The 22,689-nt window shown below is 69.3% G+C and carries 25 protein-coding genes, 1 tRNA gene and 1 riboswitch; of the genes, 12 read left to right on the forward strand and 14 right to left on the reverse strand.

Translation table 11 applies throughout. The features are described 5' to 3' along the window. Positions 1-11: 11 nt before the first annotated feature. From LDL49_RS48720 to LDL49_RS48740, 5 genes are read right to left on the reverse strand one after another with little or no spacing between them, the layout of a single operon-like run. A complete protein-coding gene (locus tag LDL49_RS48720) occupies positions 12-1,475 on the reverse strand; it encodes a peptidoglycan D,D-transpeptidase FtsI family protein (RefSeq protein WP_225301778.1) in 1,464 nt (487 codons plus the stop codon). Beyond that, on the reverse strand, positions 1,472-2,851 hold the full coding sequence (locus LDL49_RS48725; protein ID WP_225301779.1) for an FtsW/RodA/SpoVE family cell cycle protein: 1,380 nt from the start codon (positions 2,849-2,851) through the stop codon (positions 1,472-1,474). The genes LDL49_RS48720 and LDL49_RS48725 overlap by 4 nt, the downstream gene beginning before the upstream one ends. Continuing rightward, complete coding sequence (locus LDL49_RS48730; protein ID WP_225301780.1) at positions 2,852-4,153, reverse strand: Stp1/IreP family PP2C-type Ser/Thr phosphatase; 1,302 nt, start codon at positions 4,151-4,153, stop codon at positions 2,852-2,854. Further along, positions 4,150-4,620 carry an FHA domain-containing protein FhaB/FipA gene (locus tag LDL49_RS48735; protein ID WP_225301781.1) on the reverse strand — a complete coding sequence of 157 codons (471 nt, stop codon included), beginning with the start codon at positions 4,618-4,620 and terminating at the stop codon, positions 4,150-4,152. The genes LDL49_RS48730 and LDL49_RS48735 overlap by 4 nt, the downstream gene beginning before the upstream one ends. A 17-nt stretch (positions 4,621-4,637) precedes the next feature. Further along, positions 4,638-5,378, reverse strand: coding sequence for an FHA domain-containing protein (locus LDL49_RS48740; protein WP_214635378.1), 741 nt, complete (start codon positions 5,376-5,378; stop codon positions 4,638-4,640). A 199-nt stretch (positions 5,379-5,577) separates the two neighbouring features. Here LDL49_RS48740 and LDL49_RS48745 point away from each other — a divergent pair. Continuing rightward, positions 5,578-5,660: transfer RNA gene (locus LDL49_RS48745), tRNA-Leu, on the forward strand. 517 nt (positions 5,661-6,177) lie between these two features. Here LDL49_RS48745 and LDL49_RS48750 read toward each other — a convergent pair. Further along, positions 6,178-7,194, reverse strand: a complete 1,017-nt coding sequence (locus tag LDL49_RS48750; protein ID WP_225301782.1) for a hemolysin family protein — start codon at positions 7,192-7,194, stop codon at positions 6,178-6,180. Then, positions 7,191-8,537, reverse strand: coding sequence for a hemolysin family protein (locus tag LDL49_RS48755; protein WP_225301784.1), 1,347 nt, complete (start codon positions 8,535-8,537; stop codon positions 7,191-7,193). Before LDL49_RS48755 ends, LDL49_RS48750 begins: the two co-directional genes overlap by 4 nt. A 260-nt stretch (positions 8,538-8,797) precedes the next feature. Between LDL49_RS48755 and LDL49_RS48760 the strand changes: the two genes are divergently transcribed. Then, positions 8,798-10,048, forward strand: coding sequence for an LCP family protein (locus LDL49_RS48760; protein ID WP_225301785.1), 1,251 nt, complete (start codon positions 8,798-8,800; stop codon positions 10,046-10,048). A 50-nt stretch (positions 10,049-10,098) separates the two neighbouring features. Here LDL49_RS48760 and LDL49_RS48765 read toward each other — a convergent pair whose 3' ends face one another. Further along, positions 10,099-10,752 carry a GOLPH3/VPS74 family protein gene (locus LDL49_RS48765; protein ID WP_225301786.1) on the reverse strand — a complete coding sequence of 218 codons (654 nt, stop codon included), beginning with the start codon at positions 10,750-10,752 and terminating at the stop codon, positions 10,099-10,101. A gap of 23 nt (positions 10,753-10,775) precedes the next feature. Here LDL49_RS48765 and LDL49_RS48770 point away from each other — a divergent pair, with 23 nt between their 5' ends. Together LDL49_RS48770 and LDL49_RS48775 are read left to right on the forward strand one after the other, a co-directional pair. Then, entirely contained in the window at positions 10,776-11,381 is a 606-nt protein-coding gene (locus tag LDL49_RS48770) for a TenA family protein (RefSeq protein ID WP_225301787.1), read from the forward strand. Positions 11,382-11,424: 43 nt separating this feature from the next. Continuing rightward, the gene (locus LDL49_RS48775) at positions 11,425-12,303 is read left to right on the forward strand and encodes an Fpg/Nei family DNA glycosylase (protein WP_225301788.1); all 879 of its coding nucleotides are present in this window, start codon (positions 11,425-11,427) and stop codon (positions 12,301-12,303) included. An 8-nt stretch (positions 12,304-12,311) separates the two neighbouring features. Here the strand turns inward: LDL49_RS48775 and LDL49_RS48780 are convergent, their stop codons facing one another. Further along, positions 12,312-12,872 carry an MFS transporter gene (locus tag LDL49_RS48780; protein ID WP_225301789.1) on the reverse strand — a complete coding sequence of 187 codons (561 nt, stop codon included), beginning with the start codon at positions 12,870-12,872 and terminating at the stop codon, positions 12,312-12,314. A 98-nt stretch (positions 12,873-12,970) separates the two neighbouring features. Here LDL49_RS48780 and LDL49_RS48785 point away from each other — a divergent pair, with 98 nt between their 5' ends. Together LDL49_RS48785 and LDL49_RS48790 are read left to right on the forward strand one after the other, a co-directional pair. Then, positions 12,971-13,294, forward strand: a complete 324-nt coding sequence (locus LDL49_RS48785; RefSeq protein WP_225301790.1) for a rhodanese-like domain-containing protein — start codon at positions 12,971-12,973, stop codon at positions 13,292-13,294. A 25-nt stretch (positions 13,295-13,319) separates the two neighbouring features. Further along, positions 13,320-13,432: riboswitch (TPP riboswitch) on the forward strand. Further along, entirely contained in the window at positions 13,423-14,766 is a 1,344-nt protein-coding gene (locus tag LDL49_RS48790; protein ID WP_225301791.1) for a purine-cytosine permease family protein, read from the forward strand. (Overlaps the previous riboswitch by 10 nt.) Before the next feature lie 9 nt (positions 14,767-14,775). Here LDL49_RS48790 and LDL49_RS48795 read toward each other — a convergent pair whose 3' ends face one another. Beyond that, positions 14,776-15,342, reverse strand: coding sequence for a methylated-DNA--[protein]-cysteine S-methyltransferase (locus tag LDL49_RS48795; RefSeq protein WP_225301792.1), 567 nt, complete (start codon positions 15,340-15,342; stop codon positions 14,776-14,778). A gap of 96 nt (positions 15,343-15,438) precedes the next feature. Between LDL49_RS48795 and LDL49_RS48800 the strand changes: the two genes are divergently transcribed. Beyond that, positions 15,439-17,307: a sensor histidine kinase gene (locus LDL49_RS48800; protein ID WP_225301793.1), complete on the forward strand. Its 1,869-nt coding sequence runs from the start codon at positions 15,439-15,441 to the stop codon at positions 17,305-17,307. A 142-nt stretch (positions 17,308-17,449) separates the two neighbouring features. Next, a complete protein-coding gene (locus LDL49_RS48805; RefSeq protein ID WP_225301794.1) occupies positions 17,450-17,881 on the forward strand; it encodes an ATP-binding protein in 432 nt (143 codons plus the stop codon). 11 nt (positions 17,882-17,892) lie between these two features. Here the strand turns inward: LDL49_RS48805 and LDL49_RS48810 are convergent, their stop codons facing one another. From LDL49_RS48810 to LDL49_RS48820, 3 genes are read right to left on the reverse strand one after another with little or no spacing between them, the layout of a single operon-like run. Further along, entirely contained in the window at positions 17,893-18,540 is a 648-nt protein-coding gene (locus LDL49_RS48810) for a YidC/Oxa1 family membrane protein insertase (RefSeq protein ID WP_225301795.1), read from the reverse strand. Positions 18,541-18,592: 52 nt separating this feature from the next. Next, entirely contained in the window at positions 18,593-18,814 is a 222-nt protein-coding gene (locus LDL49_RS48815; RefSeq protein ID WP_225301796.1) for a DUF6412 domain-containing protein, read from the reverse strand. Continuing rightward, the gene (locus LDL49_RS48820; protein ID WP_214635541.1) at positions 18,811-18,984 is read right to left on the reverse strand and encodes a hypothetical protein; all 174 of its coding nucleotides are present in this window, start codon (positions 18,982-18,984) and stop codon (positions 18,811-18,813) included. The genes LDL49_RS48815 and LDL49_RS48820 overlap by 4 nt, the downstream gene beginning before the upstream one ends. A 94-nt stretch (positions 18,985-19,078) precedes the next feature. Here LDL49_RS48820 and LDL49_RS48825 point away from each other — a divergent pair, with 94 nt between their 5' ends. Further along, on the forward strand, positions 19,079-19,792 hold the full coding sequence (locus LDL49_RS48825) for a response regulator transcription factor (protein WP_225301797.1): 714 nt from the start codon (positions 19,079-19,081) through the stop codon (positions 19,790-19,792). After that, complete coding sequence (locus LDL49_RS48830) at positions 19,789-20,901, forward strand: sensor histidine kinase (RefSeq protein ID WP_225301798.1); 1,113 nt, start codon at positions 19,789-19,791, stop codon at positions 20,899-20,901. The genes LDL49_RS48825 and LDL49_RS48830 overlap by 4 nt, the downstream gene beginning before the upstream one ends. Positions 20,902-20,932: 31 nt before the next feature. On the opposite strand, the gene LDL49_RS48835 is transcribed toward LDL49_RS48830, so the two are convergent. Further along, on the reverse strand, positions 20,933-21,232 hold the full coding sequence (locus LDL49_RS48835; protein WP_225301799.1) for a hypothetical protein: 300 nt from the start codon (positions 21,230-21,232) through the stop codon (positions 20,933-20,935). A 326-nt stretch (positions 21,233-21,558) separates the two neighbouring features. Here LDL49_RS48835 and LDL49_RS48840 point away from each other — a divergent pair, with 326 nt between their 5' ends. Together LDL49_RS48840 and LDL49_RS48845 are read left to right on the forward strand one after the other, a co-directional pair. Then, positions 21,559-21,906 (forward strand): STAS domain-containing protein, encoded by a 348-nt coding sequence (locus tag LDL49_RS48840; protein ID WP_214635395.1) that lies wholly within the window; start codon positions 21,559-21,561, stop codon positions 21,904-21,906. Then, positions 21,903-22,625: a glycosyltransferase family 2 protein gene (locus LDL49_RS48845; RefSeq protein WP_225301800.1), complete on the forward strand. Its 723-nt coding sequence runs from the start codon at positions 21,903-21,905 to the stop codon at positions 22,623-22,625. The genes LDL49_RS48840 and LDL49_RS48845 overlap by 4 nt, the downstream gene beginning before the upstream one ends. The last annotated feature ends 64 nt before the right edge of the window (positions 22,626-22,689 follow it).

The following is a 22,689-nucleotide window of genomic DNA, read 5'->3' on the forward strand; positions in this document are numbered from 1 at the left end:
AGTAGCGGTCATCACTTGTTCAGCACCGCCTCCATCACGGCTTTGCCGATCGGCGCGGCGGTGTGGCCGCCCGTCGCCTCGGCGCCGACGTTGGCCGCGCCCGACTCGACGATGATCGCGACCGCGACCTTCGGGTCGTTGGCCGGTGCGAAGCTGATGAACCAGGCGTGCGGCGGCTGACCGTTGGACGTCTCGGCCGTGCCGGTCTTGCCCGCCACGTCGACGCCGGGGATCTGCGCCAGGTTGGCGGTGCCGTTGTTGACGACGCTGACCATCATCTCGCGCAGCTTGCCCGCCGTCTCGGAGCTGACCGCCTCCGTCAGCTCCTCCGGCTTGGCGTCCTCGACCGAGTCGCCCTTCGAGTCAGTGATCTTGTTGACCAGGTACGGCTTCATGACCTTGCCGTCGTTGGCGATGCCCGCGGCGATCATGGCCATCTGCAGCGGCGTCATCTGGTTGCTGCGCTGGCCGATGGAGGCCTGGGCGAGTGCCGCCTGGTCCTCCTTCTGGCCGAAACTGCTCTGGGCCACGGACATCGGGATGCCGATCTGCTCGCCCATGCCGAACTTCTTCGCCTGCTCCTGCATCTTGTCGTAGCCGAGCTCCATACCGATCTTGCCGAACGGCGTGTTGCAGGACTTCTCCAGCGCGTAGACCAGCGGGACCTGTCCGGAGCCGCAGGCCGCGCCACCGTAGTTGGGCAGGCTGGCAGTGGTGTTGGGCAGCTGGAGCACCTGCGGGGCGTCCACGACCGTCTGGGGGCCGCGGCTGGAGTCGTCTTCGAGGTAGGCCGCCGCGGTCACCACCTTGAACGTGGAGCCGGGCGGGTAGGTGCGGTCGATGTTGCGGTTGAGGAGCGGCTGGCCCTTGTCCTTGGCCAGCTTGTCGTAAAGGGGGAAGACCTTGCCCTTGTCGGTGCCCGACAGCTCAGTCGGGTCGTAGGTGGGCAGCGACACCATCGCCAGGATCGCCCCGGTCTTCGGGTCGAGCGCGACGACCGCGCCGCGCTTGCCGCTCTCGCGCAGCGCGTCGTAGGCCGCCCGCTGGGCCTTGGGGTTGATCGTCACGTCGACGTTGGCGCCCCTGGTGGGCTCACCGGTGAACAGGTCGATGCTCCGGCGCAGCAGCAGGTCGGAGCTGGAGCCGTCGAGCAGTGCGTTCTCGGAACGCTCGATGTTCGAGGCGCTCTCCGGCGAGAAGAAGCCGGTGATGTGCGCGTAGAGCTTGCCGTCGGGGTATTCCCTGAGAAAGCGGAAGTCGCCGTCCTTCTTCTCCACTGACTGCGCCAGGATCACCTTGCCGCCGGCGGTGATGCGACCGCGCTCCACGGCGTAGCGCGCGTAGTAGTTGCGCTGGTTGCGGGAGTCTTCGCTGTAGTGGTCCGCACGTACGGCCTGCACGTAGTTCACGTTGATCATCAGAAGGGCGAACATGGCCAGACAGGCCACGGCCGCACGCTTCAGAGTGCCGTTCATCGCTGGAACACCTGCGTCATTCCCTCGTTCTGGATCGCCTGGGGCGGAGGTCGCCGTGCCGAGTCTGACATGCGTACCAATAGTGCGATAAGGATCCAGTTAGCCAGCAGCGCCGAGCCACCCTGGGACATGAACGGGGTGACCAGACCGGTCAGGGGGATGAGGTTCGTCACGCCGCCGACGATGATGAACACCTGCCAGGCCAGGATGAACGACAAGCCGCCCGCCAGCAGCTTGGAGTAGGGGTCGCGGGCCGCGAGCGCGGTGCGCAGCCCGCGCTGCACGATCAGCGCGTAGACCATGAGCAGCGCCATCAGGCCGGTCAGACCGAGTTCCTCGCCGGTCGCGGGGAAGATGAAGTCGGAGAACGACAGCGGGATGAGGTAGGGGTGACCCTGGCCGAGGCCGGTGCCGAGGATGCCGCCCGCGCCCATCGCGAACAGGCCCTGCATGAGCTGTGCGCTGCCACCGAGCTCGCGGTCGAAGAACTCGGGGTTTCCCGGGTCGAGCCAGACCTCGATGCGGGCGTGCACGTGGTCGAAGATCTGGCCGGCGAGGAACGCGCCGCCGACGAACAGCAGGATGCCGATCAGCACCCAGGAGGTGCGCTGGGTGGCGATGTACAGCATCACGATGAACGTGCCGAACAGCAGCAGCGAGGAGCCAAGGTCCTTCTGCAGCACGAGCACGCCCAGGCTGACCGCCCAGGTGATGAGCACCGGCCCGAGGTCGCGGGCGCGGGGCAGGTCGATGAAGAGCAGCCGGCGTCCGGCCAGGGCCAGCACGTCGCGCTTGGCCACGAGGTAACCGGCGAAGAAGATGACCAGAGCGATCTTGGCCAGCTCCGCGGGCTGGATGATGGCGGGGCCGAAACCGATCCAGATGGTGGCGCCGTTGACGCTCTTGCCCAGCCCGGGAATCAGCGGGGAGATCAGCAGGAATAGCCCGGCGAAGCCCGCGGTGTAGGTCAGGCGCTGCAGCGTGCGATGGTCGCGCAGCACGATCAGCGTGATGGCGAACAGGACCACGCCCGCGCCGGTCATGATCAGCTGGTTGGTGGCGGACGCGCCTCTCGCGCCCGCGGCCTCGAGCCGGTAGATCATCACCAGGCCGAGGCCGTTGACCACCGTGACCAGCGGGAGGATCAAGGGGTCGGCCCACGGCGCGAACTTGGCCAGCACCAGATAGGCGGCCAGCATGAATCCGCCCAGCCCCAGACCGTAGGTCAGCATGCCCGAGGGGATCGCGCCGTCGAGAGCTAGCCCGACGTTGGCATAGGCGCCCATCACGATCACGACCGCGAACGCGAGCATGGCCAGCTGGGCCCCACGCCGCTTGGCCGGCATGAGGACGGGGGCTTCCGCCACTTCACTCATCTACTGCGGTTTCGCCTTCGTCTTCGTCGCGCTCGCGCTGGGCGAGGCGGTCGCGGTCGGGGTGGCGGCCTTCTGGTCGGTCGGCTCCGCGGTGGCCTTGAAACCGTTGATCTTCGTCATGCCCTCCGCCAAGGTCGTGACCTCGATGCCGCCCTTGATCAGTGCCTGGTCGGGTGCGGAGAGCTGGGAGAGCGGCTTGCCGGTGTGCTGGGCGACCGAGAAGAACTGGAACGGCCCCACCTCCTGGCGGATGCCACGGAACACGACCACCTCGTCGCCCTTGGCCCCGACGAAGAACTGGTCCTGGGTCCACTGCCAGCCGAAATAGCCGCCGGCGCCAATGGCGACGACGGCCACACCCAGGACCGAGACCAGCATGGGCCACGCCCGGCGCCGCTTGACCGGCCGCCGGGCCGCCTGCGGGCCCGGCTCGTCGAAGTCGTCGTCGGTGAGCACCGGCTGGGGCGCGGTCACCGCGCCCGCCCGCCCCGGCGAGGTGTCGTGCGCTTCGAACCGCAGCCGGGTCATGCCCGCCGCACCGACGGTCGCCGACTCGGTGGTGGGCGCCTGCTGCCCGTCGGTGAGTTCCAGGACGTCGGCCAGGACACAGGTGATGTTGTCGGGCCCGCCGCCCCTGTTGGCCAGGTCGATCAGCTGGCGCACGACCTCTTCCGGGTCGTCGATGTTGGTGAGCGTGGCATGCAGGGTCTCCGCGCTCACCACTCCGGACAGGCCGTCGGAGCAGAGGAGATAGCGGTCACCCACCTGCGCCTCGCGCAACGTGAGGTCGGGATCGACCTCGCCGCTCCCGTCGAGTGCCCGCAGCAGGATCGAGCGCTGCGGATGTGTCGCGGCCTCCTCCGGCGTGATGCGCCCGTCGTCGACCAGCTGCTGCACCAGCGTGTGGTCGTGGGTGATCTGGTAGAGCTCCCCGCGTCTGAGCAGGTAGGCGCGCGAGTCGCCGACGTGCACCAGGGCCACCGAGGTGCCGCTCCAGAGCATGGCGGTCAGTGTGGTGCCCATGCCCTTGAGGCTGGGGTCCCGGCCCACCATCTCGTGCAGCTTGCGGTTGGCGTCGCGTACCGCTGCCTCGATGGCGTTGAGCAGGTCACCACCCTGCTGGGCCTCGTCGAGAGAGGCCATTGCGGCGATGGCGACAGAACTCGCCACTTCACCGTGTGCGTGTCCGCCCATACCGTCTGCGACGGCTAGCAGACGGCCGCTCGCGTACGCCGAGTCCTCGTTCCCTTCGCGGAGGAGGCCGACGTCCGAGCGGGCGGCGTAGCGGAGTGCGATGGTCATTTGCGCAATTCAATGACTGTCTTGCCGACGCGGATCGGAACACCGAGCGGCACCGGGGTCGGGCGGGTGACTTTTGAGCGGTCGAGGTATGTGCCGTTGGTCGAACCGAGATCTTCCACGATCCACTGACCGTCCTGAGGGAAGAGCCGGGCATGCCGGCTGGAAGCGTAGTCGTCGGTGACTACCAGCGTGGCGTCGTTAGCCCGGCCAATGGTGATGGGCGTCTCCGTGAGATTAATGGTGGTGCCTTGCAGCGGGCCACCCGTCACAACGAGCTGGCGTGGCTCGCCCTTCTTATTCTTCGGCTTAGCCGCCGGGTTGGTGGGCTTGATGCCCTTGCGTGGACCCGCGGGGGCCGTACGTGATCCGAACAAGTCAGTCCGGATCACGCCGACTGCGGCAATGACGAAGAACCACAGCACAGCCAGGAAGGCGAGCCGGATCAGCAGCAGCGTGAGCTCGGACATGGACCGTCTGTCTACCCCTAATCGCGCCGGAACACCAGTGTCGTACGCCCCAGGGTCACTCGCGTGCCGTTCTGGAGCTCGACTCTGCGTACCGGCTGGCCATTGACGAACGTGCCGTTCGTCGATCCGAGATCGACTAGGGCGACTAGCTGACCCTCGACGCGCAACTCCGCGTGGTGGCGAGAGACGCCGGGGTCGACGAGACGAAGATCGCAGTCGGTGCCCCTGCCCAGCAAGGTCACCGGAGTGGTGAGCTCGTAGGAGCGGTCGCCCTGCGGATCGTCCTGAGTGGACACGAGCAGCCGGGGCCGCCCGTTGAACGCGTTGGGCCTGGATGGTGGCAGATCACTCGCCGGCTGGCGAATCTCGTCCTGCTCCACCGTGGCGCCGCGGATGACTCCCGACCTGATGCGGAACAATCCCACTGCCAGGTCGGCGGCGGTTTCGAAACGAACCCGGACCGGTCCCACGAAGGAGTAGCCCTGTTCTTTGGCGTACTCCCTGGCGAGGTTGGCCAGCTCGTGGCTGATGCTGTCGGCATAGACCTCAAGCCGCTCGCTGTCGGTCGTGGACAGTTCAACCACGAAGTCGTTGGGCACGAGCGTCCGACCTTGAGCGACGATCGCCGCACGCTCATCCATCTCCCGCTGAACCGCGCTGGCGACCTCGACCGGCTGAAGGTCAGATTTGAACGCCCGCGCAAAGGCCCCCTCAACCAAGCCTTCGAGCCTTCGCTCGAAGCGCTGAAGGACTCCCACCGGGTACCTCCCTTCCTCCGTGCATATGATCGCGGCCACCAAACGCGCACCGCGCCTGGCCTCCGCTCCTCCCACGTCGCGGGTGGTCCCGGCGCTCGTCGGCTGTCGCGCCCAGCTCCTCCGCTCCCGTGTCTTATGCGATCGTATCCGGGTTCAGTACCAGCGGCTGTTCCGTGCTACTGTTTCTCCGCACCCACAAGGGCGGGTGGCGGAACGGCAGACGCGCACGGTTCAGGTCCGTGTGTCCGAAAGGACGTGAGGGTTCAAATCCCTCCTCGCCCACTCGTTGACGGGGACCCTATGGTCGCCAGCCCCCCTCCCGGGGGGCTTGCTTCCCTCGGGTCCCCTCGTCGTTTACACCGGGGGGCGACCCCCGGACCCCCAGCAGGAAACCCGCTGGTGGTTGCTCATCGGTCGAGATCCTTGCGTTAACCCGACCCGCCTGTGGTGCTCGCCGGTCGAGATCCTTGCGTTAACCCGACCCGCCTGTGGTGCTCGCCGGTCGAGATCCTCGCGTTAACCCGACCGACCGTGGTGCTCGTCGGGCGGTTCCTTGCGTTAATGCCTGTAGTGCTGCTCTTCTGGCGGGTTTTGCGTTAACCGCCCGTCGTGCGCTTGGGGCTTCGTCTTCTGTACGGGCAGACCCACACTGGCGAAAGAGGACCCGGATCGCAAGGGGCGGGGCTTCTTGTTTTTGGGAACCTTGTGGGTGGCGTTGGGAACGGTACGCCCGGCCGGTTGCAGATCGCTTTCGGATGGCTTTCCGGCCGGGCGTGTGTTATTGCCCACACTAGTGGGGTTAGGCGGCCATTGCTCGGGTGTCGAGGAGTTCGCCCACCAGGTCGGTCAGGCTGACCATCCCGATGACCGTGCCGCCCTGGCCCGTGACCAGCGCCAGGTGGGCGTGGGCCTCCTGGAGTGCGGTCACCGCCTCGGGCACCTGGGTGACGCAGGGCAGGCGGGAGACCGGACGGGCCAGGTCGCCCGCTGCGCGGCTGGGGTGGATGAGGGCGTCTCGGGCATGCAGCACGCCCTGTACGTCCTCTGGAGTGCCCACCAGGAGGCGTAGGTGGCCGCTCTCCGCCGCCACCTGCTTGATGCGCGCGGCGTCGGCCGAGGCCGGCACGGTGACCACCTGGTCGATGGGGACCATGAGGCGCTCGATGCCTTCTGCCTGGAGGCGGAGGGCTCTGGTGAGCAGGTCATGCTCCTCCCTGTCCAGGAGGCCCATCCGGCCCGACTCTCCTACGAGCATGGCGAGCTGGCGTGGGGTTCTGGTGGTGGCCAGTTCGTCACGTGCTACTACGCCGAACAGGCGCAGTATCACGTTGGTCAGGCCGTTGAGCGCCGACAGAAGTGGGCTCATCAGCGACGTGAAGCCGCGGAAGGGCAGCGTCAGCAGCAGGGCGGCCCGCTCGGGGTGGGTCAGCGCCCAGGACTTGGGCGCCATCTCGCCCACCACCATGTGGAGGAACGTGACCAACGCCAGCGCGATGGTCAGGGCGATCGGCATCCGCATCGACTCGGGCACGCCGACGGCGGCGAAGACCGGCTCCAGGTAGTGCTCGATCGCGGGCTCGGTTACCTGGCCCAGGCCCAGCGTGCAGAGCGTGATGCCGAGCTGGGCGCCGGCCAGCATCAGGGACAGTCGCCGGCCGCCGCCCACCGCCGACTTCGCGGCGATCCGCACCAGGCGGTTGCCGTTGACGGCCATCTCCTCCAGGCGGTGCCGCTTGGCGGAGACGAAGGCGAACTCGGCCGCCACGAACAGCGCGTTCAGCAGGAGCAGAGCCAGGCTGATCAGGATCATCGTCATCGGACGGCCTCCGCGTGCTGAACCGGTGCCAGCCGTACCCATTCGGGCACGCGGCGGTTGAGGGACAGGACGGTGAGTTCGGCCTGGTGCTCCTGTTCGTCCGCGGCGAACGGGTCCGTCTCCGGAACGACGGGCACGGTCACGATGTCACCGGGCTCCGGCATGCGCCCCAGCCTGGCGAGGACCAGCCCGGCGAGCGTGTCGTAGTCGTCGCTCTCGGGCAGCGAGACGCCGGTGGCCCGCTCGACCTCGTCGAGCCTGAACCGGCCCGGCACCTCCCAGATGCCGCCCGGCCGCTCGACCGCGCCGTCGGGCTCCGGGTCGTTCTCGTCGATGAGCTCGCCGACCAGCTCCTCCGCCAGGTCCTCGACGGTGATGACGCCGGCGAGGTCGCCGTACTCGTCGATCACGCAGACGAGGTCGTCCTTGGCCGAGCGCATCTGGTCCAGTACGGCGGGCAGCGGCAGCGAGTCGGGCACCAGCACCGCGGGACGGGTGATGCCGATGATCGGGCCGTCTTCGAGACCGGAGGTGATCAGCTCGCGCACGCCCGTCACGCCCACCACGTCGCCGTCGGCGCCGAGCACCGGGTAGCGGGAGTGGCCGCACTCGCGTATGACCTCCACGAGGTCGGAGATCGGCTGGGAGTCGCGGACCACGACCACGCGCGGGCGCGGGACCATGATCTCCTCCGCGTTGCGGTCGCCGAACTCCAGCGCCCGCTCCAGCAGCTCCGACAGGCGCGGGGGCAGCTCGCCCGCCAGGGTGGACTCGGCGATGATCCGCGAGAGCTCCTCAGGGGTCGCGCCGTGCTCCACCTCCTCGACGGGTTCGATGCCGATGCGCCTGAGCAGTCCCGTGGCCGCAGAGTCGAACAAGCGGACCACCGGGCCGACCACGGCCAGGTAGACCAGCGTCGATCCGGCGAGGAACTTGGCGACGGGCTCCGGCCTGGCGATGCCGAGGTTCTTGGGCGCCAGCTCGCCGAGGACCATCTGGACGACGGTCGCGACGAACACGCCGATGACCACGGACAGGCCGGTGACGACACCGTCGGGCATGCCGGTGTCCGTCAGCCACGGACGAACGATCGTCGCTATGGCGGGTTCGGCCAGGAAGCCGACCAGCAGCGCGGTGACGGTGATGCCGAGCTGCGCGCCGGAGAGCATGAACGACAGGCGGGAGGTAACCTGGAGGGCCTTCTCCGCGGCCTGGTCGCCGGCGGCGGCCTGCTCGCGCAGGAGGCCCCGGTCGGCGGCCACGAAGGCGAACTCCTGCGCGACGAAGTAGCCGGTCGCGGCGGTGAGCAGGAAGAGGGCGAGTAGCCCGAGGTACGCGCTCACCGTGACAAGCTCCGAAAAGGTGAGCTATCAGGGGATCCCGTGCGTGTGCACGGGCGAATATTCCAAGGGTCCGGGGCGGACACGATCATCCTTTCGATGGCGGAAGTCCATAAACCGTAACGATGCAGTTGGCAGCAATGTTTCCGACGTGACCCTCCGCTAGTTCTGCGTACTTTTCCGTGGGAAAACCTTGGCGAGACGTCTTCACTGGTGGGGGGTTGGACGTAGCGTCTATGACAACCGAAGGGGAAAGAGGCCAAGTGTCTGAGGAAGACCGGACGCGAGCCATGCGCTCGCCGGGCGATGGCCGCCCGCTGCCCGGCAGGAACGGCGACGGGCCGCGGTCGGGTGGTGCCCCCGCGCATCGGATTCCGTCGACGCAGCAGGTCCCTCCGCCGGCTCAGCAGGCGCCGCCAACGCACCAGTCGCCCTCCGACGCGCCGCGCGCCGGCGGTTCGCGCGTGTACGGCCGGGAGCGCTCAGGCGGCAGCCCGATCAAGCCGTTCACGCCCAAGGCGGAGGCGGCCCCGTCGGGCCCCAAGCCGCCGCGCAGGCGGATCAACGGCCGCACCATCCTGAAGATCGTCGCCGCCGTGGTGGCGCTGCTGCTCGTGGTGGCCGTGGGCCTGTTCTTCTGGATCGACTCGCGGCTGACCGGGATCCCCGGCGTGCTCGACGACTACCAGGGCCGTCCGGCCGACTCCCCGGGTACCAACTGGCTGCTGGTCGGCTCCGACAGCCGCAAGGGCCTGTCGGCGGCCGACCGCAAGAAGCTCGCCACCGGCAAGGCGGCCGGCCAGCGCACCGACTCGATGATGCTGCTGCACATCCCCGCGGGCAGCGACAAGCCGACCCTCGTCAGCCTGCCGCGCGACTCGGCGGTCACCATCCCCGGCAAGGGCCGCAACAAGCTCAACGCCGCGTACGCCATCGGCGGCCCCAAACTGCTCGCCCAGACGATCGAGACCGTCACCGGGGTGCGCGTCGACAACTACATGGAGATCGGCTTCGCCGGGTTCGTGGACATCGTCGACGCGGTCGGCGGCGTCGAGATCAACGTCCGCGCCGCGGTCGACGACCCCAAGGCGGGGCTGAAGCTCAAGAAGGGCGTCCAGACGCTGACCGGCGCCCAGGCGCTCGGCTACGTCCGTACCCGCAAGGGCGGCGCGCTGCCCGACTTCGAGCGGACCAAGCGGCAGCGCCAGTTCCTCGGCGCGGTCGTGAAGAAGGCGGCCAGCCCCGGCACGCTGATCAACCCGTTCACCTCGATCCCGCTGGCCATGAGCGCCACCGACGCGGTGGCCGTCGATTCGAGCACAGGCGCGTTCGACATGCTCTCGCTGGGCCTGGCCATGGGCGACAGCCCGGTGACCACGGTCGTGCCGTTCGGCGGCAACGAGATCGCGGGCGGCGGCAGCGCGGTCAAGTGGGACAGGGAGAAGGCCACCGCCCTGTTCAACGCGATCAAGCAGGACAAGCCGGTGCCGAAGGAGATCCTCGACGCCGGCTGACCCACCCCTGCCACGGCGGACCGTCGCAGGGGTATGGCCCTTGGGGGTACCTAGCTTCCTGTGCTGGCGGCGCCGATGGCGGCGCTGGTGGCGGCGATGACGATGACCGAGTTGATCGCGGCGATCGTCTTGGCCACCGCGTCGCCCGCCCAGTCGCCCTCGGCGATCTCCTCGATGCGGGCCTTGTCCGCGCCGGGGAACGCCTTGCGGTCGAGCTTGGCGGCGTGCATGACGGCGATGAGCACCGCGGTGCGCCCGTCGGGCTCGGCGCCGGCCAGCACGCCGCTCACGCGCCGCCTGACCTCCGCCTCGACGCTGCCGTCGGCCTCCGGCCAGCGGGTGGTGGGGAAGATGCCGAGCACCGTGCCGCGCTCCTCGGCCAGCACGCCCGTCTCGGCGAGCCGGATGAGCAGGCGCCGGCGCAGCTTGGTGGAGTGGAGCCGCTGGACCCACCAGTCGGGCTTGCGCTCCTTGCCCTCCTCCGCGATGCGGGCCAGCGCGGCGTCGAGTTCGTCGTCACCCAGCGGCGTGGCGTCCTCGACCGACACCTTCTTGCCGGTCAGGGCCACCCGCTCGTTGATGGCCAGCTCCGCGAGGATCGCGCCGCCGAGCGCCGGATCGAGTTGGCTGCCGCTGATGAGCTGCTTGCCCTCCTCCTCGCTGTAGGCGAGCAAGAGGAGTTCTTCCGCGATCGTCACACTCATTCCCTGACACTAGCCTGCCGCTCATGGGTATCTCCGAGAAGTTGCACGCGGCCGGGCGCCCCCTCCTCGACGCGCAGCTCGCGCATCCCACGGTCGTCGGCATCGGGCGCGGCGATCTGGCGGAGCCGGTGTTCCGGTCGTGGCTGGAGCAGGACTACCTGTTCCTGCTGGACTATGTGCGGGTGTTCGCGCGGCTGGCCTGGCAGGCGCCGGCCGCGCATCTGGGCGATCTCGTGGACCTGGCGCACACGACCTTCCACGACGAGCTGAGGCTGCACCGGGAGCTGTCGGCCTCGTTCGGGGCGGATCTGGAAGGCGCGCGGAAGGGGCCGGCGTGCGCGGCCTACACGGCGTTCCTGCTGGAGTCTGCTGCTGACTATGGCGAAGGGCTTGCCGCGCTCTATCCCTGCATGTGGGGATATTCGACGCTTGGCCGGTTGTTGGCCGAGGATTTGCCCGCCGAGCCGCGCTATCGGAGGTGGGTGGAGACGTACGCCGATCCCGGCTTCGCGGCGCTGACCGTGCGGATCGCCGAGATGATCGACCAGGCCGATCCCGATCCCGTACGGGCGGAGGCGCTGTTCCGCGAGGGAATGGCGCACGAGCTGGCGTTCTGGGACGTGCCATAGTTATCCACAGGCTGTGGACGACGGCGCGTCGTACCCTGGTGGCATGCCGGAACTCCCCGAAGTGGAATCGCTCGCCGGTTTCCTGCGCGAGCGGGCGGTCGGTCGCACCCTCCTGGGCGTCGACGTGGTCGCCTTCTCGGCGCTCAAGACGTTCGATCCGCCGGTCACCGCGCTCGGCGGGCTGACCATCACGGGCGTGGCCAGGCACGGCAAGTTCCTCGACTTCGACTGCGACGGCCTGCACCTGGTCATCCACCTGGCCCGCGCGGGGTGGCTGCGCTGGCGCGACGACCTCTCGGGCGCGAAGCCGGTCCGTCCGGGCAAGGGCCCGCTGGCGGTACGGGTACGCCTGGCGCCCGACGATGAGGGCCTGGCGCCCGGGTTCGAGCTGACCGAGGCGGGAACGCAGAAGCGCCTAGCCGTCTATGTCACGAAAAATCCGGATGACGTGCCGGGTGTCGCCGCCCTCGGCCCAGACCCCCTCGACGACGCCTTCACCGTGGCCACGCTCAAGGGCATCCTGAACGGCAGCCGCACCCAGGTGAAGGGCCTGCTGCGCGATCAGAAGGTCATCGCGGGCATCGGCAACGCCTACTCCGACGAGGTGCTGCACGCGGCCAAGATGTCACCGTTCAAGATCGCCTCGACCCTCACCGACGCCCAGATCGCCGACCTGCACGAGGCCATCGTCACCACGCTGCGCGAGGCGGTCGAGCGGGCGCACGGCCTGGCCGCCAAGGACCTCAAGGCGGAGAAGAAGTCCGGCCTTCGCGTGCACAACCGCGCCGGTCAGCCGTGCGATGTGTGCGGCGACACGATCCGCGAGGTGTCCTTCGCGGACTCCTCGCTCCAGTACTGCCCCACCTGCCAGACGGGCGGCAAGCCGCTGGCCGACCGCCGCCTGTCCCGCCTGCTGAAGTGATGCCCTTGTCACGCGCTGATGGTGACGGGCTCGTCGGCCTCCCCGGACTCGGCTGCGGGGGTGGGCGGGCGCCGGCGTAGGCCGGTGGCCATGATGAGGGCGGCGACGGCCGTGGCGGCCAGCGGCACCAGGAGCGTCGTCCTGATGGCCGACAGCCCGGCCTCGGGGGAGGTCGCGTCGCCGAGCGCCGCCACGCTGACGGCCGTGACCATCGACAGCCCGAGCGCCGCGCCGAACTGGAAGGCCGAGTTCAGCAGCCCACCGGCCAAGCCCTGCTCGTCCTCCGCGATGCCCTCCGTGGCGACGATCGTCAGCGGGCCGTACACGAAGGCGAACATCAGCCCGATCAGCAGCATCGACGGCAGCATGGCCGCGTACGACCAGTCCATCCCGATCCCCACGAACAGGGCGTAAGCCGCGAGCCCCGACAGCAGGCCGCCGAAGATCACCCGGGCGTTGCCGTACCTCTGGACCAGCCAGGGGGTCAGCGTGGGCGCGAGCACCACGGTCCACCCCGTGGTGCCCCCCGGGTCGACTACGCGCTCACGCCGCTCGGCCGGACCCTGCACCAGACGATCAAGAGCTTGGTCACTTGGACCGAGGAGCACCGGCAGGAGATCGCCACGGCGCGTGCTGCCTACGACCAGCGACGCGAGATGATGGAGGCATGACGGTTCCAGAGATTCCGGCAAGCGACGTTCCCGCCGACGCCTACCTGCTCGACGTGCGCGAACAGGACGAATGGGTGGCCGGGCACGCCCCCGAGGCGGTGCACATCCCGATGACGCAGATCCAGGGGCGGGTCGAGGAGGTGCCGGGCGACCGGACCGTCTACGTGGTCTGCCGGGTCGGCGGCCGGTCGTTCCAGGTCGCGGCGTGGCTCAACCAGCTCGGGCGCGAGGCGGTCAACGTCGACGGCGGCATGGAGTCCTGGGCGGGCGCGCGCCGCCCGATGGTCAGTGAGACGGGGCGCCCACCGTTCGTCGCCTGACGGATGGCATAATCCGCTCGACAACTACACAAACCGCGGGAGCTCGGGGTGCACCGGGCTGAGAGGGCGACTGACCTGTCGCCGACCGCATGAACCTGTCCGGGTAATGCCGGCGTAGGGAGTGTGAGATGACGCATGTCGTCGACGAAGTCCCGCTGACCCTCGAAGGGGCGCCCCCCAAGACGCTCGGGCTGCTCGACCAGGGGGCCCTGTGGGCGAACCTGGCCGTGAGCCTGCTGGGGTTCAGCGGTGCGCTGTTCCTGCTCGACCCGCTCAAGGGGAGCCCGCTCAGCCTGGCCGCCGCCCTGCTCGCCGCGCTCGTCGGCAGCCTGATCGGGTCGGCCATGGTGGGGCTGGCGGCCATCCCGGGAACGCAGACCGGGCGGCCGGCGATGGTGCTGCTGCGCGGGTTGTTCGGGGCGCGGCTGTCCTACATCCCGACCGTGCTCAACATCGTCCAGATGATCGGGTGGGGCGCCTTCGAGCTGTGGGTGATCGCCAAGGGCGCGATGGCCATCTTCGGCGTCGTGGTGCCGTACCAGGTGTGGGTGGTACTGGCGGGGGTGCTGACCACGACGCTGACCATCTGGCCGCTCGGGTCGGTCCGGCTGCTGCGGCGCTACGTCACCATCGGGGTGATCATCTCGCTCGTCTGGTTCGCGGTGGCGTTCCTGTCGAAGGCTCCGCCGCAGGGCGGCGGGTCGTGGACGGCGTTCGCGCCCGCGGTCGACTACGTCATCGCGCTGTCGGTCTCGTGGGTGCCGATCGCCGCCGACTTCGCCCGGCACTCCAGGTCGAGCCGGGCGGCCTTCGCGGGCGTGGTCGGCGGCTACACGCTGGCGCAGGTCGCCTGCCTGGGGCTGGGAGTCTACGCGGTGGCCATCGCCGGGTCCGCCGCGGTGGCCGCCGACGGCACGGCCGTGTTCGGGGCGTTCGTCGCGGTGCCGCTGGGCGCGCTGTTCTTCGCGATCCTGGTGTTGCGGGAGGCCGACCAGTCGTTCGCGAACGTCTACTCCACGACCATGTCCCTGCAGAACCTCATGCCGCGCGTCGACCGGCGGGTCTTCTCGATCGCCATCGGCGTGCTGACCACCGCCATCGCGCTGGTGGTCGACGTGAACTCGTACGGGGCGTTCCTGGGGGTGATCGGGGCGGTGTTCGTGCCGATGTTCGCGGTGCTGGCGGTCGACTACTTCCTGCTCGGCGGATCCTCGGGGTGGAACACCGACGAGGACGCGCCCGCCCGCTGGTCCATGCTGGTGCCCTGGGCGCTCGGCTTCGTGGCCTACTGGCTGACCACCTCCACGCCCACGGTCGCGCAGTGGGATGGCCTCTGGGCGGCGGTGCGCGCGGCCATCGGGTTCACCAGGCAGCCGTGGATGAACGGGGCCCTGGGCGCGGCTCTCGTCGCGGCTCTGGTGACGCTGGCGATCGGCTGGGCGACCAGGCGCGGGTCGATCACGCGTCGCTGAGTCCGTACGTCAGGCCCGTGAGCGTTTCTCGATGTTGAGGAGGTGGCGCTTGGCGGCCTGGCCGCCCGCGTAGTCGCCGAGCTCGCCGTCACCTGGCACGATCCGGTGGCACGGCACGACCACGCAGACGGGGTTGGCGTTGAGCGCGTTGCCGACCGCGCGCAGCGCGCGCGGTCGGCCGATGCTCTCGCCGATCTCGTCGAGGGTCGCCGTCTCCCCGTAGGGCACGGCCATCGTCTTCTGCAGCACCGTGCGGGCGAACGTCGTGGCGATGGACAGGTCGACCGGCGTGGCGAAGGTCCGCAGGCGCCCGGAGAAGTAGGCGTCGAGCTCCCTGCGCACCGGGTCGAGCCGCCCGGGGTCGGGCCCGACGAACGCGCCCACATGCCGGACGACCAGCTCGAAGACGGTGTCCTCCGCCTCGAAGCTGCACGCCACGATGCCCTTGCCGCTCACCGCGAGCACGAGACGGCCGACCGCGCCGTCATAGGTGCCGAACGCCACATCGGGCGGCACCTCGCCGCGATAGGTGGCGGAAGTCACCCGCAGCAGGGCATCGAGGTCTCCACTGGACATACCCGCCACCCTCTTCCGCCGCCCTGAAAGGCCGTGCCCGCAGCGTATCGGACGGATCGCCCGACGAACGCCGCACGCCACAGGCACTATGGAGGTGTGGGTGACGACAGAGCAGGTAGTGACGATGAGATCGCTCGCGCGGTGCTCGCCAGCTCGCCCAACGCCGTGATCGCGCTCGACAGGGATCAGACCGTACTCGTCTGGAACCGCGCGGCGGAGCGGCTCTTCGGCTGGTCGGCCGAGGAGATGCTGGGCCGCAGGGCGCCGATCGTGCCGGGGGAGCTGACAGCGGAGCACAACGCGGTGCTCGAACGGGTGCGCACGGGCGGCCAGGTGTCCCTGCGCACCAAACGGTTGCGCAGGGACGGCACCGTGCTCGACCTGAGGGTCGACACGAGCGCGCTGCTCACGGGCAGCGCCGTGGCGGGCTACGTCTTCGTGCACCATCTGACCGAGGCCGACGAGGCCGCCAGGAACCGCATGGCGCGGCGGGCCCGGCTGGTGCGCCGGCTCACCGACGTGGTCGGCGACATCAACGCCGAGCTGGAGCTGTCCACGGTGCTCGATCGCATCGCGGCCAGCCTGACCGAGCTGACCGGTGCCGACGCGGGCGGCTTCGTGCTCATCGAGGGCGAGCGGCTGCGGCTGGTGAGCGCGTACCAGTTGCCCGACTCGCTCAAGGACGTGACGGCCGAGCTGCGTACCAGCCTGGTCGGCAAGCTCTTACGCACCGGGAAGACGGTGATGCTGGAGTCGCAGGGCCTCGGCGACCTGGTGTGGGCCGAGCTCGACGGGCTGCACACGATCGCGCTCGGCCTGGCCGCGGTCGGCGGCCGTCCCTACGGCGCGCTGTACGCGTTGTTCGCCGAGCGCAAGCCCGGCCACCTTGAGCTCGAGCTCCTGGAGCTGCTGGCCGGGCACGCCGGCATCGCGGTCGGCAACGCGGTGGCCTATCAGGAGGCCGTCCGGCAGCGGGCGCACGAGCGCGCGGTGTTCGACGCCAGCGCCGACGGCATCGCCGTGCTCGACCGCGCCGGGCGGGTCAGTCAGTGGAACCCGGCCGCCGCCGAGCTCACCGCCACGCCGAGAGAGGCCGTCATCGGCGGGCCGCTGCCCTTCCCGCTGCCCAGCCCGGGAGAGAAGCTCACCTACCAGCTGGAGAGCGGGCGCTGGCTGGACGTGGTCAGCGCCCAGATCGAGGAGACCGGAGAGGTGGTCGTCGACTTCCGCGACGTGACCACGGCGAAGGAACTGGAGGAGGCCAAGGACCTGTTCCTGGCCACGACCAGCCACGAGTTGCGCACACCCATCACGATCGTGCGCGGGTTCGCCAGCACGCTCGACGCGCGCTGGGACAAGCTGAACGACACCGAGCGGCGCTCGGCCGTCCACACGATCGCCGAGCGGGCCAGGTCGCTCGGGCAGCTCATGGATCATCTGCTGCTCGGCGCCAGGGCGGGCGCCGACGAGCCGCCGGTGCGCATCGAGGCGTTCGATCTGGCCGAGCGGATCCACGCGGCCACGCTCGGGCTGCCCGTGCTGTCCGACAGGCACCGGGTGGAGGTGGCCATCCCCGACGCGCTGCCGCACGTCAGAGGCGACGCGCTCGCCACCGACATCATCCTCGGCCAGCTGCTGGAGAACGCCTTCAAGTACTCGCCGACGGGCGGCCTGATCAGCGTCGGCGCCTGGCCCGAGGACGACGCCGTGGTCGTGGTGGTGGACGACGAGGGCGTCGGCATCGCCGCGCCGGACCGGGAGCGGGTCTTCGAGCGGTTCGTCCAGGTCGACAGCGGTGACCGCCGCAGGTTCGGCGGGGTCGGCCTCGGGCTCTACATCGTGCGCAGTCTGGCGAGGGCTCAGGGCGGCGATGTGAGTGCCCATCCGCGACCCGGCGGAGGCACTCGAATGCGGCTCGTGTTGGGCAACGCTTCCCCTATCCGATCCGACACACCGATGCGGTAACGACGTGGTAACGGTTGCGCTGATCTATCGTCCGATGTGTACAAGCTGTGATCGAGATGCGGTTTCTGGGATCGAGTAACGGGGCATTTCGGTCGTACCGGGGAGTGTTCCCGTGGGGGGCACTGGGAGCGGGGAGGTGGGTGTGTCAAGCGTGGTGCTACTGCCGTACGCGCCGTCCAGTGTCGCCGTCGCCCGCCAGCGTCTGAGCACTGACCTGCAAGATCGCGGGGTTTTCGCCACCGCGATCGACGATGCCGTCCTCGTGGTGAGCGAGCTGCTGAGCAACGCGCTACGGCATGCGCATCCGCTGCCGTCGGGCATGGTCAGGGTGGCCTGGCTGCGGAGCGACGAACACATCGAGGTCGCTGTGAGCGATGGCGGCGCGGCCACCGAGCCCCGCGCCGGCCGGCCGACTCTGTCGTCGCTCGGGGGCAGGGGGCTCGGCATCGTCGAGTACGTCGCGGAGAGCTGGGGAGTCCGCCACGACGGTGACATCACGACGGTGTGGGCGATCTTGCACGCCCCCGACGGATTGATGAACGGGCAGGTCCACGCACTGAGAGAGGCCGGGTAGCGGCCGCGCGCTCAGAGGGGACGGGCGGCCAGGACCGCGCGCTCTCCCACGGTCCACGCCGTGGAGATCAGCAGGTAGAGCCCCGCGGCCAGCGGTAGCACAGCGGCGGCCAGCACCGTGGCGAACGGCATCAGCGGCATGATCCTCCGCATCAGCGCGGGCTGCTCGTCGGGCAGTGAGGCGCTGACTTTGCGCGCCGAAAGCCACGCCACGACCGCGATCAGCGCGATAACTACGACAAAGACCAAAAATGGCCCACTAGCCAGACCGTAATTGGTGACGATTCCCGCCATATGCTGCCCCAAAGGGGCGCCCAGCAGGTCATGGCCCAGGAAAGCGGTCGGGTGTGTGGCGACCCGATACATCACCCACATGAACGGAAGCTGCCCCAATCCCGGCAGGATCGTGGCCAGAGGCGAGGTGCCTTCCTTCGCGTACAGCTTGGTGGTCTCCTTGGCCAGTCGCTCGGGATTGCGCGACCACCGCTTCCGCAACTCCAGCAGCTTGGGCGCCAGGCGCTTCTGTACCTGCGTGGCGCGGGCCTGGCGGATGCCGAGCGGCAGCAGCAGGAGGCGTACGGCCACGGTGAACAGCAGGATGGCCACGGCGGCGTTGTCGCCGGAGACGGCCAGCAGAAAGGAGACGAGAGAGTCGAACATGAGCCCTTCAATCAAAGAGAGATGGATCAGGGCTCACTGAAGAGAGCCCCGCTCAGCCGGAAGCGGGGCGCGATGACGGAGCTCGTGGCCGTGGCCGGCCGGCCGCCGCGGGGTGGCGCTGGCGCTGGAAGGCCGTGCGCCGGGCATAGATCAGCGGGAAGCCGGGCGCGTCGCCGCCGGTGGCGGGCAGCAGCCGGGCGGCCCAGGTGGCGAGCAGCAGGATCGCCACCATGGTCACGCCGATGAGCCAGGGGTCGAACAGGAAGAGCGTCACCGTGACGAGGAGGACTTACCGACCAAGGTGACGGCGATGAACACCAGAAGGGCGACCACCCCGATGATGAGGGCGACCTTGAGCAGCCCCATGATCATGGGCAGCACGAAATTGAACAGCACGAAGAGGCCCAGAAGGGCACCCAGCACGAGCATGACGACGCGACTCATGCGCCCACCGTACGTCCTGCGAGCATGATCCGCGAGGCTTACGAACCAATGACGTAAGTGTCGATTCGGCACGCCCCCGCCGTACGGTGAAAGAGTGAACACGCGCATCCTGGTGGTCGACGACGACCCGACCGTGGCCGAGGTAGTGGCGCGATATCTGGAGCGCGACGGCCACGAGGTCGAGTGCGTGGGCGACGGCGCCGAGGCGCTGCGGCGGGCGCTCGCCAGCCCGCCCGATCTGATGGTGCTCGACCTGATGCTGCCGAAGATCGACGGGCTGCAGGTGTGCAGGAAGCTCAGGGAGCGCTGGCCGGTCCCGGTGATCATGCTGACCGCGCTCGGCGAGGAGATCGACCGCGTGGTCGGGCTCGAAACCGGCGCCGACGACTACGTGACCAAGCCCTTCAGCCCGCGTGAGCTGGCGCTGCGCGTCCAGTCGGTGCTGCGCCGCGCCCGCGGCGCCTCCGTCACGGGCGGTACGGGCGTGCTGCGTGACGGCGATCTGGTGGTCGACGTCGGGGCCCACGAGGTACGGCTGGGCGGGGCCGAGGTGATGCTCACCGCCCGCGAGTTCGACCTGCTGGCCTATCTCGTGCGCAACCCTCGGCAGGCGTTCAGCCGGTCGGCGCTGCTCAACCAGGTGTGGGGATGGTCGTTCGGGGACTCCTCCACGGTGACCGTGCACGTCCGGCGGCTACGGGAGAAGATCGAGCCGGATCCGACCGCGCCGCGGCGGATCGTCACGGTCTGGGGCGTGGGATACCGGTACGAACCGCTCGAAGGCCTGCCACCCGAGGGTGAGTCATGACTCCCCATCCCGCGGTGATGAGCGATCTGGGGATGATCGTGGCGGTCACGGCAGGGCTGGGGCTGCTGGTGGGGGTCCTGGGCGTGTCCGTGATGTGGCGGCTGCGTACCCGCTCGATCGGGGTCATGCTGGCCGTCGTCATGGTGGTCGCGATCGTGGCGACGCTGGCCGGCGTGGTGGCGATCACGCTCAAGATGATCATCGAGGGCGCGGTCAGGGACATCGTGCTCAGCGTGGTGGCCGTCGGCGGGCTGGTCGGGCTGGGGGTGGCGTTCGTGCTGGCCAGGCGGGTCGTGGGCGAGAGCAGGCGGCTGGTGGCGGCCGTACGCGACCTGCCGTTCACCGCGCCCAAGGGGCTGCCGTCGGAGCTGCAGACGATCGCGAACACGCTGGAGGAGGCGTACGAGCGGGAGCGCGCCCTGGAAGGGGCGCGGCGCGAGCTCGTCGCCTGGGTGAGCCACGACCTGCGCACCCCGCTCGCCGGGATGCGGGCCATGGCCGAGGCGCTCGAAGACGGCGTGGTGTCCGACCCCAGGACCGTCGCGCGCTATCACGGCCAGATCAAGCTGGAGGTGGAGCGGCTGTCGGCGATGGTCGACGACCTGTTCGAGCTGTCGCGGATCCACGCCGGGGCGCTGCGGCTCACTCCTGCCCGGATCGGGCTCGCCGACCTGGTCGCCGACACGATCGCGGGGGCCGAGCCGCTGGCCCGCGCCAAGGGAGTGCGGCTGACCGCCGAGGCCGCCGAGGCGGTCCCCGTGCGGGCGGACCCGAACGCGCTGAGCCGGGCCCTGGGCAACCTCGTCGTGAACGCGATCAGGCACACGCCGTCGGACCGCACGGTCGTGCTGCGGGCGGCCGTCGACTCGGGCATGGCGTGCCTGTCGGTCAGCGACTGCTGCGGGGGGATCCCCGACGAGGACCTGCACCGGGTGTTCGAGGTGGCCTTCAGGGGTGAGGCGGCCCGGACCCCGACCAAAGACGGCGGGGCCGGGCTCGGCCTGGCGATCGCGCAGGGCATCGTGGAGGCGCACGACGGGGTGATCGGTGTGGTCAACGACGGGCCGGGCTGCCGCTTCGAGATCCGGCTGCCGCTGGTCTCGGGATAGCGCGCCCGTCAGGTCGCTCAGGTCGGGATGTTCAGCCGGACTCCGGGAGGGCACTGTCGTGGCCGGCGCCGAACGACTCGGCCATCGCGCGGAACGTCGGGCACGGCCAGCGCCACATGCAACTCCGGCACCGCAGGATGGGGTGCTCGGCGTCGCTCGTGATGCCGCCCGCGTCGCGCGGCTGGTGGAGGTCGAACAGCCGCAGCCCGAGCTCGGAGAATCTGAGCAGGTCGTCGCGGGCGTCGGCGAGGAAGTCGAGGTCTTCGCCGGCGAGTTTCGTGTGTACGGGGACGAAGCCTTCGTGATTGATCAGGCTACGCAGGCGCCCCACTCTGTCATGCCACGAGGTGGCCTTCTCTGTGCGGATGAGGATGGCTTCCAGTCGTTCGCGGAGCCGTCGTCGGTGCGGGTCTTCGGGTTTCTCTGTTCTCATGAATGCTCGGGCCCGTGGGTCTCGCCCGGCCCCTCCTTCTCAAGTGAAGTACGTGACCAGAAGCGAGGTGCCGGGCCGCCCCCCTCTCCGGCCATGCCGGTGTCACACAGTCAAGCTTCGCGTACTCTCTGTTTTCATGGAGTCCAAACGGAGGACAAAATCCTGAGGTTGCCCTATCGGCGTGACAACGTGACCGGAAGCCTCCGCGCCGCTAGCCTGCCCATGTGGAGCTCAAGGTCTCGACTCGATCACATGCCGGCCATGCGCTAGTCGCCATCACCGGTGAAATCGACCTCTATACGGCACCCCACCTGCAGGCGGAGTTCGCTCGGCTGCTGCAGGACGGGCCCAGCCGCGTGGTCATAGACATGTCCGGCGTGGATTTCTGCGACTCCACGGGGATGAACGTCTTGCTGTCCGCGCTGAAACGCGTCAAGGAGCAGGGCGGGGCGCTCGACGTCGCCGCCCCACGGCCGGCCGTACGCAAGATTCTGCAGGTCACCGGTCTCGATTCGGTCTTCACCGTGCATGACGAGGTGCCGCAGGAGTTCCTCATCTCCGAGGGGTCATGAAGGATACGGCGGTCATCGTCCCGGCCAAGGACGAGGCCGACCGCATCGGTGCCACGGTCACCGCGGCCCTCGCCCTGCCCGGCGTCGATCTGGTCGTGGTCGTCGACGACGGCTCGACCGACCAGACCGGCCGGGTGGCGCGGGCGGCGGGGGCCAGGGTGGTGCGTCACAGCCGCAACCGCGGCAAGGCGGCGGCCATGGAGTCGGGCGCCGAAGCCGTGCGCCTGCTCGACGGTGAGACGCCGCACCACTTACTCTTCCTGGACGCCGACCTGGGCGACACCGCCCGGGCCGCCTCCCCGCTGATCGAGCCGGTACGCGCCGGCAAGGCCGACATGACCATCGCGGTCTTCGTCACCCGCGTCAAGCTGGGCGGCCACGGCCTGGTCGTCCGCCTGTCCAGGGACGGCATCCGCAGGGCCACCGGCTTCGAACCCGCTCAGCCGCTCAACGGCCAGCGCTGCATCACCAGAGACGCCTTCGAGGCCGCCCGGCCGCTGGCGCACGGGTTCGGCGTGGAGACGGCGCTGACGATCGACCTGCTGCGCAAGGGCTATCGGGTCGAGGAGGTCCAGGTGGAGATGGCTCATCGGGCGTCCGGTACGGACTGGCGGGCTCAGGTGCATCGGGCCAGGCAGCTACGGGATGTGGCACGCGCGCTCGCCACTCGGGAGCCGCTAATCACCCAAAACCTCGACAAACTCTGGCCAAAGCGCTGACTCCCTCCGCCCCTTTGCCCGGCAAACTTCCCCAACTTTCCTGATCGGCCGGGAAATGTGCCGG

The organism is Nonomuraea aurantiaca, assembly GCF_020215705.1.
GTDB lineage: Bacteria > Actinomycetota > Actinomycetes > Streptosporangiales > Streptosporangiaceae > Nonomuraea > Nonomuraea aurantiaca.